The organism is Streptomyces sp. NPDC037288, from assembly GCF_055603265.1.
This window is the reverse complement of record NZ_JBVJVY010000008.1, coordinates 211873-228850: the sequence shown is the minus strand read 5'-3', so window position 1 is coordinate 228850 and position 16978 is coordinate 211873. Positions and strand designations below refer to the sequence as shown.

10 protein-coding genes are annotated in these 16978 nt (G+C 74.2%); 2 read left to right on the top strand and 8 right to left on the bottom strand.

The window, feature by feature from the left end; genetic code table 11:
* Positions 1-6 precede the first annotated feature (6 nt).
* Both ACZ7GZ_RS13000 and ACZ7GZ_RS12995 read right to left on the bottom strand, forming a co-directional pair.
* Complete coding sequence (locus ACZ7GZ_RS13000) at positions 7-876, bottom strand: serine/threonine-protein kinase (RefSeq protein ID WP_471023570.1); 870 nt, start codon at positions 874-876, stop codon at positions 7-9.
* Positions 877-922: 46 nt separating this feature from the next.
* Positions 923-1825, bottom strand: coding sequence for an MBL fold metallo-hydrolase (locus ACZ7GZ_RS12995; protein ID WP_471023568.1), 903 nt, complete (start codon positions 1823-1825; stop codon positions 923-925).
* Between the two features lie 71 nt (positions 1826-1896).
* Between ACZ7GZ_RS12995 and ACZ7GZ_RS12990 the strand changes: the two genes are divergently transcribed.
* Positions 1897-2817: an AraC family transcriptional regulator gene (locus tag ACZ7GZ_RS12990; protein WP_471023567.1), complete on the top strand. Its 921-nt coding sequence runs from the start codon at positions 1897-1899 to the stop codon at positions 2815-2817.
* Here the strand turns inward: ACZ7GZ_RS12990 and ACZ7GZ_RS12985 are convergent.
* The 6 genes from ACZ7GZ_RS12985 to ACZ7GZ_RS12960 form a co-directional block, all read right to left on the bottom strand.
* Positions 2804-4432, bottom strand: coding sequence for a serine/threonine-protein kinase (locus tag ACZ7GZ_RS12985; protein ID WP_471023564.1), 1629 nt, complete (start codon positions 4430-4432; stop codon positions 2804-2806). The genes ACZ7GZ_RS12990 and ACZ7GZ_RS12985 overlap by 14 nt on opposite strands.
* 79 nt (positions 4433-4511) lie before the next feature.
* Positions 4512-6296 (bottom strand): serine/threonine-protein kinase, encoded by a 1785-nt coding sequence (locus tag ACZ7GZ_RS12980; protein WP_471023562.1) that lies wholly within the window; start codon positions 6294-6296, stop codon positions 4512-4514.
* Positions 6297-6392: 96 nt separating this feature from the next.
* Positions 6393-8213, bottom strand: coding sequence for a serine/threonine-protein kinase (locus ACZ7GZ_RS12975; RefSeq protein WP_471023560.1), 1821 nt, complete (start codon positions 8211-8213; stop codon positions 6393-6395).
* A 127-nt stretch (positions 8214-8340) separates the two neighbouring features.
* A complete protein-coding gene (locus ACZ7GZ_RS12970) occupies positions 8341-11208 on the bottom strand; it encodes a protein kinase (protein ID WP_471023557.1) in 2868 nt (955 codons plus the stop codon).
* Between the two features lie 163 nt (positions 11209-11371).
* Positions 11372-13471, bottom strand: a complete 2100-nt coding sequence (locus tag ACZ7GZ_RS12965; protein ID WP_471023556.1) for a serine/threonine-protein kinase — start codon at positions 13469-13471, stop codon at positions 11372-11374.
* Between the two features lie 183 nt (positions 13472-13654).
* Positions 13655-15364, bottom strand: a complete 1710-nt coding sequence (locus ACZ7GZ_RS12960) for a glycerol-3-phosphate dehydrogenase/oxidase (protein ID WP_471023553.1) — start codon at positions 15362-15364, stop codon at positions 13655-13657.
* A 279-nt stretch (positions 15365-15643) separates the two neighbouring features.
* Here ACZ7GZ_RS12960 and ACZ7GZ_RS12955 point away from each other — a divergent pair, with 279 nt between their 5' ends.
* Complete coding sequence (locus ACZ7GZ_RS12955; protein WP_471023551.1) at positions 15644-16852, top strand: nucleotide sugar dehydrogenase; 1209 nt, start codon at positions 15644-15646, stop codon at positions 16850-16852.
* The last annotated feature ends 126 nt before the right edge of the window (positions 16853-16978 follow it).

Genomic DNA, 16978 nt, shown 5'->3' with positions numbered 1-16978 from the left:
GAACGATCATTCGAATCCGGCTTTTTTCGCCAGGAACAGTCCGAGCGCGGTGCGCGGGGTGCGGCGGCGGGGGCCGGGGGGCGGCGTGGACGCCGGCTCGGTCGAGGATTCCGGCGGGGTGTCCGGTACGGGCGCGAGCCCGAGGTATGCGCGCAGTGCCGCCACGACCTCCTCGGCATCCGGACGCGCCCCGGGCTCGTCGGCGTGCAGCCGGTCCAGCAGCGGGTCCAGCGGGCCGGGGTCCGCGTCCCCCAGGGCGGCGCGCAGGAGGGCGCCCAGCGACCACAGGTCGGAGGCCGGGCCGGCACCGGGGCCCGCGGCGCGCTCGGGGGCCACGAATCCGGCGGGCGCGTCCGCCGGGTGCCCGTCGCCGGTACCGAAGTCGGTGACGACCACCCGCCCGGTACCGGACTCCAGCAGGACGTTGGCCGGTTTGACGTCGCGGTGCACGATGCCGACGGCGTGCGCGGCACGCAGTGCGCCGAGGACGGCGAGCCCGATCCGGGCGGCCTCGGCGGGCGGAAGGGGCCCGCGGCGCAGGATCTCCCGCAGCGACTCGCCCTCCACCAACTCCATGACGATCCAGGGGACATGGCCCTCGGTGACGACGTCGCACACCATGACGGCGGAGGGATGGCGCACCCGGGCGGCGGCGCGGGCCTCCCGGTAGAGCCGGCGGGCGATACGGCGGCTGTCCTCGTCGTCGGCCGGATCGCCGGGCAGCAGCGGCTCCTTGACGGCGACCCGGCGGCCCTGCCCCTGTTCGTCCCGGGCCCGCCAGACGGTCCCGGTGGGCCCGGACCCGAGGCGTTCGGCCAGCCGGTAGCGGCCACCGATCAGACGTGCGTCGGGCGGGTGTTCGCCGTCTCCACTCATGTCACATGAGTATCGTGAGCACCACGCCCTTGTCGAAGCGGTCCGGTCAGGCGGCCCACCGGTGCAGGGTGAAGCCGCGGGCCGCCTTCCTCACCTCCACCGCGCCGGCACCCCCGAAGTGGGCCGGGACGACCAACTCCCGTTCCTGCGCGGCTCGTTCCAGCACCCGCTGCCGGGTCGCGGCCGCCTGCCGCGGATCGAGGCAGAAGCAGCTGCTGCACTCGGGGTGCAGGATCTGCACCGGGCTGTGCAGCAGGTCCCCGACGAACACGGCCCGCTCGCCCCGGGATTCGACGCGCAGGACGGAGGAGCCCGGGGTGTGACCGGGCGCGGCCTCCAGGACGAGGTGTGCGTCGATGCGGTACTCGTCCTCCCACAGCACGGCCTGCCCGGCGCGGTGCACGGGCGCCACGCTGTCCTCGTAGACGAGCCGGTCGATCGGGCGCGCCCCGCCCGCGTACCCGCCCGCCGGGCCGAAGTGGGTGTCGTCGGCGGCCGGGAGGAGGTAGCGGGCGTGCGGGAAGGTGGGGACCCACTCGCCGCCGCCGTCGCGGGTGTTCCAGCCGACGTGGTCGCTGTGCAGGTGGGTGTTGACGACGACATCGACGTCCTGCGGGCGGACGCCGGCCTCCTCCAGGAGGTCCAGGAACCGCCCCTGCCGCTGGTGGAAGAGTGGATTGCCGGGCCGTTCCCGCCCGTTGCCGACGCCGGTGTCGACCAGCACCGTGCGGTCCGCGCTGCGCACCACCCAGGTCTGGACCGCCACCACGGCCCGGTCACCGCCGGCCTCCCGGTGGTCGGGGACCAGCTCCTCCTCGTACGTGCTCCACACCTCGGGAGGGCAGTCCGGCACGAGGGTGCCGCCGGGCAGGTGCGGCCCCCGCCACTCGATGATGCGGAGCACCTCGACATCGCCGATCAGGAAACTCTGTACTTGGTCATCAGCCATGGTGATCACTCTAGGTACAGGACGTGAGCATTCCCATGCTTGGGAGGCTCGGCCGAATACGCTGTCGTCTCATGGATGTGGTGAGCGACGCGATCTCCACGGTCCGGGTGGGCGAGCCCTCGTCGAACCGGCTGCGGGTCGGCGGCTCCTGGTGCGTGCGCCTGTCCCCGTACGAGGGGGCCGGCTTCCACGTCGTGCTGAGCGGCGCGTGCCGGCTGCTGCCGGACGGGGGCGGAGATCCGGTGAACCTGGGCCAGGGGGACGTGGTGCTGCTGCCGCACGGGGCCGGACACGTGCTGGCGGACCGTACGGCGACGCAGGCCGAAGCGCGGCGGGCCGTCCCGTTCGAGACGGTGCGGGACACGGACCTGCGACGTCCCGGGCCGGGCCCCGACGTCGAGCTGCTGTGCGGCAAGTACCGTCTCGACCGCAGCCGTACGCACCCGCTGATGGCGGAGCTGCCGCAGGTGGTGCATCTGCCCCACCGGGCCGGCGAGGACCCCGGCCTGCGCACGGCCGTCGACCTGTTGGCCCGTGAGCTGGACGAACGCCGGCCGGGCAGCTGCCTGGCCCTGCCGAGCCTGCTGGACCTCCTGCTGATCTACATGGTCCGCGCCTGGATGGCCCGCGCGGAGACGGGCGCGTGGCCGGCGGTGCTGGGCGACCCGGTGACGACGGCCGCGCTGCGCGCCCTGCACTCCGATCCGGCGGCCCCCTGGACGGCCGACCGCCTCGCCGCCGAGGCCGGCGTCTCCCGCGCCACCCTCGCCCGCCGCTTCACCTCCCTGGTCGGCCGCCCGCCGATGGCCTATCTGACCTGGTGGCGGATGACCCTGGCGGCGACCCGGCTGCGCGCCTCCGACGCGCCGCTCGCGACCGTGGCGCGGGAGACCGGGTACGGCAGCCCGTACGCCCTCTCGCACGCCTTCAGCCGGGAGTTCGGGATCACACCGGGCCGGTACCGGAACGCCTCGGGGATCAGGACCTCGTGAGGTCCAGGTTGGCGATCGCCGCCCTGGCCACCTCCCGGCCGCGCGCCGTGAAGTCGCCCTGGCCCGGGTAGCCGATGGTGAGCGTGTACATGTCTCCGGCGCCGGTGCGGTAGTAGAAGATCTGGATCTCACGCGGGCGCGGGCCGTCGCTGTCGTCGGTCTTGTAGCCGACGGTGTTCTTCGCGGCCTGCCCGCCGTGGTAGGTGGCCGTGTCGTCCGGGTGGGTGCGCGCGCCCTTCGGCATGTTCAGGGTGTACTCGCCCTCGGTGCGGAACTTCTCGTCGTCGGCGTACATCTGGGACCGCGCGCTGTTCTTGATCTCGTGCAGGGAGTCGTCCGCCTTCCGGGCCAGATGCAGCTCGACCCAGACGCTGCCGCTCGCGTCCTGGTACGTCACCCAGTTCCTGTCGGTGGCGTCCTTGTCGGGCCTGATCGGCTGGTACCCCGCGGGAACGGCGACGGTGGCGCCGAGCTTCGCCTCCGGCTTCTTCGCCCAGCCGTCGGGCAGTGGGCCCGCGAAGGGGTCGGCGAGGACGAGGTACGCCGCCACCGCCGCCGCGACCAGCACCGCGCCCGCCCCCAGCCACGCCGTGCGGCGAAGCCGCCCGGAACGGCCGGCCGGAGGTGTGACCTGGCCGGGCTGCGTCGGCGCCAGAGGTGCCGGGGGTGCCGGGGGCCGTACCGCCTCCTCCAGCAGCGCCCGGACCCGGTCGGCCGGCGGCCGGTGGGCGGGCTCCTTGCGCAGCAGCCCGTCGACGACCTCGGCCAGCGGACCGGAGGCGGCCGCGGGCGCGGCCGGGGTGGCGTTGAGAACGGACTGCAGGGTGGCCGGGGTGTTGCTGCGGCGGAACGGCGAGACGCCCTCGGTGGCCGTGTAGAGCAGCACCCCCAGGGACCACAGGTCGCTCGCCGGGCCGGGCCGCTGCCCCAGCACCCGCTCCGGCGCGATGTACTCGGGCGAGCCGACGAAACCGCCGGTGTCCGTGAGCCGCGTGTCGCCCTCGATCTGCGCGATGCCGAAGTCGGTGAGCACCACCCGGTCGTACCTGCCGAGCAGGACGTTGTCGGGTTTGACGTCCCGGTGCAGGACACCCGCCGCGTGCGCCGCCTCCAGCGCGCCGAGCACCTGAAGGCCGATCCGGGCCGCCTCGCGCGCGTCCAGCGTCCCCTCCTGGAGGACGTCGCCGAGGGTACGGCCGCGGACCAGCTCCATCACGATCCAGGGGCGGCCGTCGACGACCGCGACGTCGTGGACGTTCACCACCGCCGGGTGGTCGAGGCGGGCCGCGGCGCGGGCCTCGCGGCGCATGCGCTCGAAGGCGTTGGCGCGCTCCCGCTCAGGAAGGTCGTCCGGGACACGCGGCTCCTTGACGGCGACCTCCCGGTCCACCGTCTCGTCCTTGGCCCGCCACACCGTCCCCATCCCGCCGTGGCCCAGCTTGCCGAGCAACCGGTACCGGCCGGCGATCAGCCGCCCGCCGCCCGCCTCCTGCTGCGGGGGCGGGACGGGGTGCGGCGGTACCTGCGGCCGTATGGGCGACTGCGGTTGCGGCGGCTGCAGAACAAAACTCGTCGTGTCGTCGGTACCGTGACCGACTCCCCCGTCACTGCTCATGAACCATCCATATCGCGCCACCGGCGCCCGCAGCCACAGAGAACGCCAACCGGTCACACACCCGTGACCGAGCGGCCGGTCAGGAGCCCGCCCGGAAGGTGTCGACCGCCACGTCGAAGTACTCCCGCGCCTCCCGCACCTTGCCGACCGGCGCCGACACCCACACGTCGTACATCCGCCCGGCCTCCTGCCAGCACAGGTCGTAGGTGTGGCGCGGGCCCTCCGCGGCGCTGAAGCCGTCCCAGGTGAACTCCCACAGCGCGGCGGGGTGTCCGTTGTGCGTGGTGGGGGTGATCCGGCCGTCACGGTAACCGGGGTTGGTGTCCGGGCCCTTGGCGGCCGACCGTTCCATCACACCCTGGGGGCCGCCCGGTTGGGAAGCGGTCGCCTTGACGCCGAGGCGGAAGATCTGCCCGGGCGAGAGGTAGAAGACGCGCTCGCCCTGCGGGCTGCGGGTGAAGTCCTGCGGTACGGCGAGGGAGAAGCCGGCCGGGTCCCGGGCGGTGCGGTAACCGGAGGGCGCGGTGCGCGAGCCGGTCGAGGCGGGCCCGGTGGGCGCCGGGCCCGCGGTGGTGGAGTGAGGGGGCGAGGCCGGCGGCGTGTCCGGGCGCGTGCCGGTCCCGGTCGCCGGGGACGTCGCCGTACCGCCGGGGCCGCCGCCCCCGCCGCCGTCCCGGTGCAGCAGCAGCGCCGCCGCCGACACGCCGGCCCCGGCCAGCGCGGCGACCAGCAGGGCCGCGATCAGCACCCCGCGCGTGGAGGTGCGGGGCGGGGGCTCGACCGCCGTCCCGGACGCGGTGGGCGGCTGCGGTCCCTGGTGCGCGAGGGCCGGCTCGGTGGGCGAGTACGGGGCGGCGACCTGCGGCGTACGGCCGTTGCCCGTGACACCGGACCTCGGCGCGCCGCTCCCCGTGACCCCGGGTCCCGGCGTACGGCTTCCCGTCGCGCCGGGCCGCGGCGTCCGGCCCCCGCCGATCCGGTGGCCGCGCCCGGTGGCCGGGGTGGCGGGCGGCGCCGGGGCCTCCGGTGTCCGGCCCGTCTCCAGGAACGTCCGCAGCATCTGCTCGGCCGAGGCGGCGCCGAGCCGCCGGTCGGGGTCGCGTTCCAGCAGCCCCCGTACGACCGGCAGCAGCGGCTCGGCCTCGGCGGGGGGCCGGATCTCGGCGGCGACGACGGCGTGCAGGATGCCGCCGAGCGAGTCGCGCCGGAACGGCGACTCGCCGCTGAGCACCGTGCACAGCAGCGCGCCCACCGACCACAGGTCGGACTCCGGCCCGGTGCGCAGCCCCGACATCCGCTCCGGCGCGGTGTATTCGGGCGAGCCGACGAAGGAGCCGGTCTCGGTGAGCGTGGTGGCGCCCTCGACCTGCGCGATCCCGAAGTCGGTCAGCACGACCCGCCCGGTGCCGGACTCGATCAGGACGTTCGCGGGCTTGATGTCCCGGTGCAGCACACCTGCCTCGTGCGCGGTGTGCACCGCGCTGAGCAGGGCGATGCCGATCCGCGCGGCCTCGGTGGCGTCGACCGGGCCCTGGCGCGAGATGCGGTCGGCGAGCGAGCCGCCGTCGACCAACTCCATGACCAGGTAGGGTCGTTCGTCCTGCTCGACCACGTCGTGCACGACGATGATGTGCGGATGCCGCAACTGGGCGACCGCCCGCGCCTCACGGAAGGTACGGTCCCGGCGGCGCCGCGCGTCGTCCTCGGCGAGGGAGTCGTCCGGGAGGAGTTCCTTGACCGCGACACGCCGTCCCAGCACCTGGTCGACGGCCCGCCACACGACGCCCATGCCGCCACGCCCGATGCGTGCCTCCAGGCGGTAACGGCCCGCGATCACCCGGAAGTCGGCGCCCTCGGTCCCCATGAGCCCCATCATGCCGCACCGGACCCATGCGCTCCGGGGCGCCGATCGGCCAAGCCGGGCCGATCGACCAGCGTTTTCGGCCGTATCAGCCGTCGTTCAGCCCTCGTCCGGCTGCTGCCAGCTCTGCAGCACCCACTTGAACTGCTTGCCGGCCTGCGCCCAGTCCTCGGCCGGCGACGACACATAGAGGGCGTACTCGGTGCCGGCGCGCGAGAAGTACGTCTCCTCGATCGCGTGGCGCGGACCGGAGGGCGGGTCCTTCTTCAGCGCGGTCCAGGTGTACTCCCACACCGAGCCCGGGCGGTCGCGGTAGATGTTCGGCTTCATGGCCACCCTCTTGTAGCCGACCAGCCGCTGCAGTTGCTGTTCCAGGTCCTTCTGGTGCTCGAAGGCGTTGGCGAAGTCCGGCGAGCTGTCGATGGCGATGCGGACGAAGTGCTGGCCGTGGTCGGGCGTGTAGTCGACCTGTCGCAGGCCACCGGGAACGCCGGGCACGCCCACGACCTTCCGGGACCAGCCCTTGGGCAGGTAGAGGGTGAACCCCCAGGGGTCGTGGTACGGCTTCCACGAGGCGGGTACGGTTCCGTCGGCGCCCGGCGCCGGGCTGCCGCTCGCGGAGGCCGACGTCGTGGCCGGGCTCGCGCCCCCGCTCGACCCGGTGTTCCGCTCCGAGCCGCCGCCCCACTCCTGGAAGGCCACCGCCGCGCCACCGCCGAGTACGGCCGCGACGGCGCAGACGAGCGCGAGGGTGCGCAGCCGGCGCCGGGGACGGGTCCGTGCCGTCGCCGGACCACCCGCCGCGCCCGGGGGTGTGGGCGCCACGGCCGTCGGCCCGGTCGCGGAACGGCCCGGGCCCGCCGGCGCTCCGGGGCTTCCGGGGCCGAACCCGGAGGCGGGGCCGCCGGGTTCGTAACCGGGCGCATGGCCGCCGGAGCCGTAGCCGGAGGCGGGTCCGCCGGAGCCGTAGCCGGAAGCGGGCCCGGTGGAGCCGTAGCCGGAAGCGGTCCGGGTGGAGCCGTAACCCGGGGCGCCCGAGTGGCCCGTCCCGCGGGTGTGTACGCCCGCGCCCTGCGTCGGGACGAACGCCTGGGCCGCGTGCGGGCGGCGGCCCTCGGCCGCCTCGGCGAGCATCTGCTCCGCCTCCTCCGCACTCGGCCGCCGGTCCTGTTCCTTGCGCAGCAGGGCGGATATGACGGGGCCGAGCACACCGGCGTGGCGCGTCTCGTCGGCCTCCTCCTCGACGACCGCCTGCATGGTGCTCAGCGGTGAGGTGCGGCGGAACGGCGACCGGCCCTCGACCGCCGTGTACAGCGTGGCGCCGAGCGCCCACAGGTCCGAGGCCGGGCCGGGGTCGTTCCCGCGTACCCGCTCGGGCGCGAGATAGTCGACCGAGCCGACGACCTCTCCCGTGCGGGTGATGGTGGAGTCGCCCTCGATCTGGGCGATGCCGAAGTCGGTGAGCAGCACCCTGCCGTCACGGCCGAGGAGGACGTTGCCGGGCTTGACGTCCCGGTGCAGTACGCCGGCCGAGTGCGCGGCGCGCAGCGCCCGCAGCACCCACAGGCCGATGCGGGCGGCCTCCCGGGGCTCGACGCGCCCCCGTTCCTTGACCGCGTCGGCCAGCGAGTGGCCCTCGACCAGCTCCATGACGATCCAGGGGCGGCCGTCGTGTTCGAGGACGTCGTGCACGGTGACGACCGCGGAGTGGTTGATGCGCGCTGCGGCGCGGGCCTCGGCCCGGGTGCGGGCGAGCAGCACGGCCCGGTCACTGTCCGAGACGTAGAGCGCGGCGGTCAACTCCTTGACGGCGACCGTCCGGTTCAATACCTCGTCGTGGGCGCGCCACACCCGGCCCATGCCGCCGCTGCCGATGGAATCGGCAAGCCGGTAGCGGCCCGCTATGAGCAGGCCCTGCATCTGATTCACGTTGCCCCGCAATGCTCTTGACAGGGTCAGGTTAAGGACCGGCCTGCCGACTGGGAACCACGGGGGTGCCAAGGTGACAGCACTGTGACGGTTGTCGCCGCCCCCGTGTACAGGGCGCTCAACCCGTGTAGCGGTACGTCGCCGTGGCCTGCTCGTAGAACCGCGTCACCTCGTCCCGGTCGGCCTCCGGACCGCGGACCTGGACGAGGTGGTAACGGCCGTTCAGCAGGATCGCCATGTTGCGCACGAACAGGTCGCGCCCCTGCCCGTCGGTCCAGGTGAACTGTCCCTCGGCCATGGTCCGTCCGCCCACCTCGATGGTGCGCAGCCCGGTGGCCGTGGCCCAGCTGGAGTCGCGGTACGGCTGGAGCTCGCTCTCCTTGTCCCGTTGGTAGCGCATCGGGTCACCGCCGTACGTGGCGGCGCTGTCCCGTCCGGGGACGACGATCAGCTCGAAGTTCCCGTGTGCGTACACCACCTGGCCGCTGCCGTTCTTCGGGGTGCGGTCCCAGCCCTTGGCGACGGCCACCTGGAAGCCGTCGGGGTCCTTGCGCAGGGTGAAGCCGTCGGCGACGGACGTGTCGCCGCCGGTCTGCGTCTCGGTGGCGGGCGCGCTGCTCTTGGGCGTGCTCTGCCCGGAAGGGGGCTGCTGCCCGGAAGGGGGTTGCTGCCCGGTGCGCGACGGCGCGGGACTCGCCTCCCCCGCGGTCCGGGTACGGTCGCTGCCCGCGGCCCCGTTCTCCCCCTGTCCGGGCATGAAGAGCATCGCGTAGGCGATCGCGCCGGCCAGCAGGAGCAGGATCAGCAGGAGCAGCGTCCGGCCGAGGCTGCGCGGGGAACGTTCCTCCTCCCGGGCTCTGGCCCGCTTGTGCCGGCCGTGCGGAGGGGCCTCGGGCAGTCCGGCGCGGCGTCGTCGCATCCGCACCAGCTCGCCGCGGCGCCGCACGATCGGCAGCCGGCTCGGATCGGCGGACGGCACGGGTACGACGTGGGTGCCGGCGTCCGGCTCGGGCGCGGAGCGCACCAGCGAGCGCAGCCAGCCGTTCAGCTCCTCGAAGTCCAACCGGTCGGTGGGGTCCTGGCGCAGCAGCGACTCCACGACCGGCCGCAGCGGACCGCACTCCTCGGCGAAGGCGGGCGGCTCGGCGCACACCAGCTGCACCAGCTCGGCCGTCGACTCCTCCGGGTAGGGCGCGTGTCCCTGCACGGCCCGGAACAACAACGCGCCGAGCGCCCACAGATCGGTCGCCGGCCCGATCGGCGCCGCCAGCTGCCAGTTCTCGTGCACGGGAACGGCCTGCTCCGGCGCCCATCGCTCGGTCACCGGCCCCACGACGGTCATCCGCACCTGCCGCGCCCGCTCGGCCGCCAACGCGGTGCCGGGCCCGCGCCGGGCACCGGTCACGGCCGCCCCGCTGTCGTCCCAGCGGGGGCCGGCCTGAGCCTGCTGGGGAAGGAGGTGGTGGCCGGGTCCGGTACCCCGGGAGGGCAGGTCGCCGGCCTGACGGCCGGGGGTGGCACCGGTCCAGTGCTCCGGAACGGACACCTGTCCGGGGACGGCCGGGCGCACGGGGTGTTGATCGGCCGCGTTAGAACCGGCCCGCTGCGGGCCGCCGCCCAGGTCCGGGAGGCCACCGGCGGTACCGGGGCGCAGGCCGCCGCCCGGATCCGCGGAGCCCCCGCCCTCGGCACCGGGGCGCGATGAGACGCCAGAACCCGGGCGCCGCGAGCCGCCGCCCAGGTCCGGGGAGCCGTCGGCGGCGCCCGGGCGGGGGGCGGTGCCGGGCCAGGGCTCGCCCTGTACTCCGTCGGGGTCGGCGATGCGGCCGGGCGGTGTCGGGCCGCCGGGGTACGGCGCCTGCGCCGTACCGTCGGTCCGGTCGGCACCGGCGCTGGACTCGGCGGGCGGCCGGGCCCCGGGCAGGGCGGGGCGCCCGCTCTGCCGGGCCTCCTGCACCCGGGCGGCGGCACGGGCACCCGCGCGGTACGCGGCGATGGCACCGGCGCGGGCGGCCCGGATGTCCGCGCCGCCCTCCAGCGGCCGTTGCCCCGCGGGGGCGGTCACGCCGGTGCCTCCGGGCCCCCCAGGACCGCCGGGCACACCGGTACCGCTGGGCAGCCCGGTGCCGCCGGACATCCCGTTCGCCCCGGGCACCGGCAGCCCTCCGGCCGCCCGCGCCTGGATCGCGGCCCGGCGTGCGGCCTCGGGGTCGACGTCCGCGGAAGGAACCGCTCCCGCTCGGACCGCCCCACCGCCCGGGCCGCCGCCAGAACCGGAGGAAGCGCCCGGCCCGGCGCCCGCCGTCCCGGCTCCGCCCACCGCTCCCGGCGTGCCCGGGGCTCCCTGCGCCCCGCCGTCCTGGGCCGGCACCGGGTCGTACCCGCACAACGCCTCCTCCGCGGCGCCGACGGCGAGGCCGGTCAGCATCACGCGGCCGTCCTCGCAGACCAGTACCGTGCGAGCGGTGACGTTGCGGTGCACCCAGCCGTGGGCGTGCAGCACCCGCAGGGCCATGAGCACGTCGGCGGCGACCTCGGCCGCCCGGTACGGCGACAGCGGCTGCTCGGCGAGCAGCGCGGCCAGCGGGCGCGCGGCCACCAACTCGCTGACGATCCACAGCGACCCGCCCTCGGCGAACACGTCGAAAACCTGGTCGAGGCGCGGATGGTCGGGGATGCGGGCCGCCGCCTGCACGGCCTCGACGGCGCGCCGTACGGCCGGGTCGGCGGGCCGCCGGGTGGCGGTCCGTGCGTCCGCCGTCCGCCGGGCCCCGCCCCCGCGCTCACGCGCGGTGAAGCCTTCGGGCAGTCCCTCCGCGTCGAGCACCTCGGCTTCGACGACCTCCGGCAACGGCACCTGCCGGACCAGCACTTCCTGGCCGCTGTAGGTGTCGAAGGCGCGGGTCTCGGTGAGTTCGTACGTGTCGGAGGGCGGCAACGGCAGGCGGTAGCGGTCGGCGAGCACCCGACCCGCGTAGTCCTCCACTGCGCCTCCCCCGGCCGCCCGGCTGGTCATATCCGTTCGCCTCACGACCCGTTTCGCACACACACCCGGCTGCGTACGGTCCGCAACCATTCACGATACGTGCCGGAGGCAACCCGCACGGAGTGGATGACGGATTCTCACGCCGCAAACCGGCGCCCGGTGTCTACGACTTGGGCGCGAAGGACGTCGTCAGCGTCTTCCAGGTGTCCTTGCGCAGCGCGCTGTCCCATGCCGCGGCCTTCGCCGTGTACATCAGTCCGTAACCGAGACGGCCGTTGACCACGAACCCGCGGTCGATGGTGCGGTACTCGGTGCCGTCGTCGTCGACGTAGGTGAACTCCCAGTCGGCCGTGTTCCAGTCGCGGTAGTCCACCTTCTCGATGTGGATCCTGTGGTACTGGGAGCGGACCATGCCGCCTTCCTGGTTCCTCCAGTCGGCCACCGGGTCGTCCTTGGGGCTGCCGGTCCAGCCGACGAGGAGCTTCTGCCCGTCGGGACCGGTGTAGCGGTCACCGGCGTCGCCGGTGGACTTGTACGACCACCCCTTGGGCAGGCCGATCGAGTACCCCTGGCCGCTCTTGCGGGTCCACACCGCCGGCGCGCTCCCGCCGCCCTTCGCACCGGACGCACCGGACGAGCCGGCCGAGCCGGAGGCGTCGGCGGACGCGCTCGCGTCGACCGCGCGGTCCGAGGCGGCACCGGTGCCGGCCGGCGACGGCCCGTCCGTCCGCGTCCCGCGGTCCTGGCTCTTGCCGCTCTTGTCCTGCTTGGTGGACGCGCCGGCGCCGGCCGCCGCCCCGGCGCCGGTGCTCTTGCCGCCCTTGCCCTCGTCGCCGCTCAGGGCGAAGGCCAGGACGGTACCGAGCACCGCGAGGACGACCACCACGGCGATGATCACCAGGGTGCGCTTGGGCACCACGTCGGTCAGCGGTGCCCTCGGCACCGGCCGCGGCGGCAGGTCCAGGTCCGGCGGCGGCATCACGGGCCAGCCCGAACTCGGCTTGTTCGTGCTGGAGTTCGGTACACCGGTGGCGCCCGAGGCCGGTCCGCCCTGCCGTCCGACGGATCCGGCTCCGGTGGACGAGCCGGGCCGCGCTCCGCCGGAGGATGCCGGACGCGCCCCGCCGGGGGCGGCCGGGCGTGCCCCGCCGGCCGTGGCACCGCCCGTGCCGGCCGCTTCACCGGCGCCGGGCGCGGCCGTGTCGCCGTCGCTCTTCGTCCGCGCCGACGCCGCGGCGGTGGCCGCCGCCCCGGCCGCCTTGCGGACCGACCGCAGCGCGCCGCGCAGCTTCTCCGCGGCTTCCTCGCCCCGCTTGCCCCCGCCCCGCTCGCCCTCGGCCGGGCCGGGCCGGGCCGGCAGCGGAACCACCCGCGTGGCGTCCATGGGCTCCGGCTCGGGCGCGTGGATCACCTTGTTGAGCATCGCCCGGGCGCCGGCGTCGTCGAGCCGCTTGGCCGGGTCCTTGACGAGCAGGCCGTAGAGGACGTCCCTGAGCGGGCCCGCGTTCTTGGGTTCCTCCAGGGGCTCGGTCATCACCGCGGTGAGGGTGGCGATCGCCGAGCCCTTGTCGTACGGGGGGACGCCCTCGACCGCCGCGTACAGCAGCCCGCCGAGCGACCACAGGTCGGCCGCCGGGCCCGGCTTGTGACCGCGGGCGCGCTCGGGGGAGATGTAGGAGGGGGCGCCGACGAGCATGCCGGTGGAGGTGATGGACGGGTCACCCTCGACCTGCGCGATGCCGAAGTCGGTGAGGACGACCCGGCCGTCCTCGGCGATGAGCACGTTGGACGGCTTCACGTCCCGGTGCAGGATGCCCTCGCGGTGCGCGGAACGCAGCACGTCGAGGATGGCGAGGCCCACTTCGGCGGCGCGCTTCGGCTCCAGCAGGCCGTCCTCGCGGATGACCTCGGCGAGGGACTTGCCCTCCACCAACTCCATGACGATCCACGGCCGGTCGTCCTCGTCGACCACGTCGTAGACCGTCACCGCGCTGTTGTTGCGGATCCGGGCGATCGCCTTGGCCTCGCGCAGGGTGCGCGTGATCAGGCGCCGCTTCTCCTCCTCGTCGATGTTCGACGGGAACCGCAGCTCCTTGACGGCGACCGTCCGGCCCAGGGTCTCGTCCTCGGCGCGCCAGACCGTGCCCATGCCGCCCCGGCCCAGCACGTCTCCCAGCCGGTACCGCCCGGCGAGGAGACGACGCTCGCTCTTGTCCTGACGAGTCCCCTGACGAGAGGTACCCGCCCGCTCCGCCTCCGACATGCGTCCCCTCATACAACCCGCCCTGACAGAGGCTCCATTGTCTCTCACCCGACAAGTGCTCGACGCCCAGGGGCCCCTTCGCCCAGGCGGGGCCAACACGCCGGAAGCCGGGCGAACTGCGCGTTGTCCCCACGAAGGTGACGGCCGTTCGACTGCCGGCGGGCACAGCCGCCCGGCGCCTCCTCAGCCGAGCGGCACGATGTCCGGGGCTCCCAGCCTCGCCGCGTCCGCCGTCTGGTCGTCGGGCTGGAGCTGGGACTCCCGCTCGGCCTCCACCCGCTTCTCGTAGTGCTCGACCTCGCGCTCGATCTGGTCCTTGTCCCAGCCGAGGACCGGCGCCATCAGCTCGGCCGCCTCACGGGCGCTGCGGGTGCCCCGGTCGAAGGTCTCGATGGAGATGCGGGTGCGGCGGGTGAGGACGTCGTCCAGGTGCCGGGCGCCCTCGTGCGAGGCGGCGTAGACCACCTCGGCGCGCAGATAGTCGTCGGCGGCGGCCAGGGGCTCGCCCAGGGCGGAGTCGGCGGCGATGAGGTCCAGGACCTCCTCGGCCAGGGAGCCGTACCGGTTCAGCAGGTGCTCCACGCGGGCCACGTGCAGTCCGGTGCGGGCGGCGATCCGTGCGCGCGCGTTCCACAGCGCGTGGTACCCCTCCGCGCCCAGCAGCGGGGTCTCCTCCGTCACGCAGTCGGCGACCCGCATGTCCAGGCCGTGCACGGCCTCGTCGACCGCGTCCTTCGCCATCACCCGGTAGGTGGTGTACTTGCCGCCCGCCACGACCACGAGTCCGGGCACCGGATGGGCGACCGTGTGCTCGCGGGACAGCTTGCTGGTGGCGTCGGACTCCCCGGCGAGCAGCGGGCGCAGACCGGCGTAGACGCCCTGTACGTCGTCGCGGCCGAGCGGCACCGCGAGCACCGAGTTGACGTGTTCCAGCAGGTAGTCGATGTCGGCGCTGGATGCCGCCGGGTGGGCCTTGTCGAGGTCCCAGTCGGTGTCGGTGGTGCCGACGATCCAGTGCCGGCCCCAGGGGATGACGAAGAGGACGGACTTCTCGGTGCGCAGGATCAGACCGGTGGTGGAGTGGATGCGGTCCTTGGGCACGACCAGGTGGATGCCCTTGGAGGCGCGGACGTGGAACTGGCCGCGCTCGCCCACCATGGCCTGCGTGTCGTCGGTCCACACGCCGGTCGCGTTGACGATCTGCTTGGCGCGGACCTCGTACTCCCCGCCGCCCTCCACATCCTGCACCCGGGCGCCGACGACGCGCTCGCCCTCGCGCAGGAACCCGGTGACGCGCGCGCGGTTGGCCGCCTTCGCGCCGTAGGACGCCGCCGTGCGCACCAGGGTGGCCACGAAGCGGGCGTCGTCCATCTGGGCGTCGTAGTACTGCAGGGCGCCGACCAGGGCGTCCCTCTTGAGGCAGGGAGCGACGCGCAGGGCGTGACGGTGCGACAGGTGGCGGTGCAGGGGCAGGCCCCGGCCGTGGCCGCGGGCCATGGACATCGCGTCGTACAAGGCCACGCCCGAGCCCGCGTACAGCCGCTCCCAGCCCTTGTGCTGCAGCGGATACAGGAACGGCACCGGTTTGACCAGGTGCGGGGCGAGCCGCTCCAGGAGCAGTCCGCGCTCCTTCAGAGCCTCGCGGACCAGTGCGAAGTCGAGCATCTCCAGATAGCGCAGACCGCCGTGGACGAGTTTGCTGGACCGGCTGGAGGTCCCGGACGCCCAGTCGCGGGCCTCGACCAGACCGGTGGACAGGCCGCGCGTGACGGCGTCCAGCGCGGTCCCCGCGCCCACCACTCCGCTGCCTATCACCAGGACGTCCAGCTCGCGCTCCGCCATCGCCGCCAGTGCCTCGGCGCGCTGCGCCGGCCCCAGAGTCGCTGTCCTCACCGCTGCCTCCCGCTGTCGCACACTCGCTCGCGTCGGCCGCACCCGGTGGGCGAAGCCCGGTTCATCCCCTCCTCATGCCCAAATTCTGACCGGGTTGCCCCACTTCAGCCACCACGGGCTCCCAACCTGTGGACAACTTGCGCACAACCCTGGAAGACACACGGACACAATCAGACATAACGGTCATATATGTACCTAGTCTGACAGAGCACTCGCTCATCCTGTCGGCAGCGGTTGCGTACCTGTTCCGCTTCGGCTACTGGGAAGGACGGCCCACGCATGCCCTCAGACCTCGCCGTCATCGGACTCGGCCCCTACGGTTTGCCGCTCGCCCAGGCCGCCGTCGCCGCAGGCATCGCCACCATCGGCTACACGACCGGCCCCGAGGCGGGCTCGCTCAGCCCCGCCGAGCTGCGCCGGATGCACGCGGCGGGCTTCCGGCCGGGCACCGACCCGGCCCAGCTCGGCCGGGTGCGCACCGCGGTGATCTGCGCGTCGACCCCGCGCGGCGCCGACGGCGGGCTCGACCTCGGCCAGGTGGAGGCGGCCGCCCGCACGCTCGCCGAACGGCTCCGCCCGCACACCACGGTCATCCTGGAGTCGCCCGTGCTGCCCGGAACGACGGAGGAGTTCCTGCGGCCCCTCCTGGAGAAGGGCTCCGGGCTGCGCGCCGGCCGCGACTTCCACCTCGCCTACTCCCCCAGCCGGGTCGACCCCGGCAACCGCGAGCACACCCCCGCCAACACGCCCAAGGTCATCGGCGGCCTCACCCCCGCGTGCACCGAGTCGGCCGCCGCCTTCTACGGCCGCATCACCGACAAGGTGGTACGCGCGCGTGGACTGCGCGAGGCCGAGGCGGTGCAGCTCCTGGAGACCAATTTCCGGCACGTCAACATCGCGCTGGTCAACGAGATGGCCGTGCTCTGCCACGAGCTGGGCGTCGACATGTGGGACGTGATCCGCTGCGCGGAGACCAAACCGTTCGGTTTCCAGGCCTTCCGGCCCGGACCCGGCGTCGGCGGGCACGGCGTCCCGCAGGACCTCACCGGCCACGCCACCCGCACCCTGCGCCTGGTGGAACTGGCCCAGCAGGTCAACAGCCGCATGCCGCGGTACGTGGTCCAGCGCGCCGCCACCCTCCTCAACGAGCACGGCAAGTCCGCCCGCGCCGCGCGCGTGCTGCTGCTCGGCGTGACGTACAAGCCCGATCTCGCCGACCAGCAGTGCACACCCGCCCAGGAGATCGCGATCCGGCTGATGGAGCTGGGCGCCTCCGTGAGCTACCACGACCCCTATGTGGCCTCCTGGAACGTCCTGGACCGCCCGGTCCCGCGCGCGGACGCGCTCTACGAAGCCGCCGCCGAGGCCGACCTGACGATCCTGCTGCAGCACCACCGGACGTACGACTTGCAGGGGCTGTCGGTGAAGGCCCAGCTGCTGCTGGACACGCGCGGGGCCACGCCCACGGGCACGGCGCACCGGCTCTGAGCCCGGTCACGAACGGAAAACAGCCGGGGGCGTTGTCGTCCCCGGCTGTTAGTCTCCCCCGGACTCGCCGCACACGGATGCGCGAGCGTCTTCGTTCCCGTTCTTCAGTCGTGCTCCATATCGGGG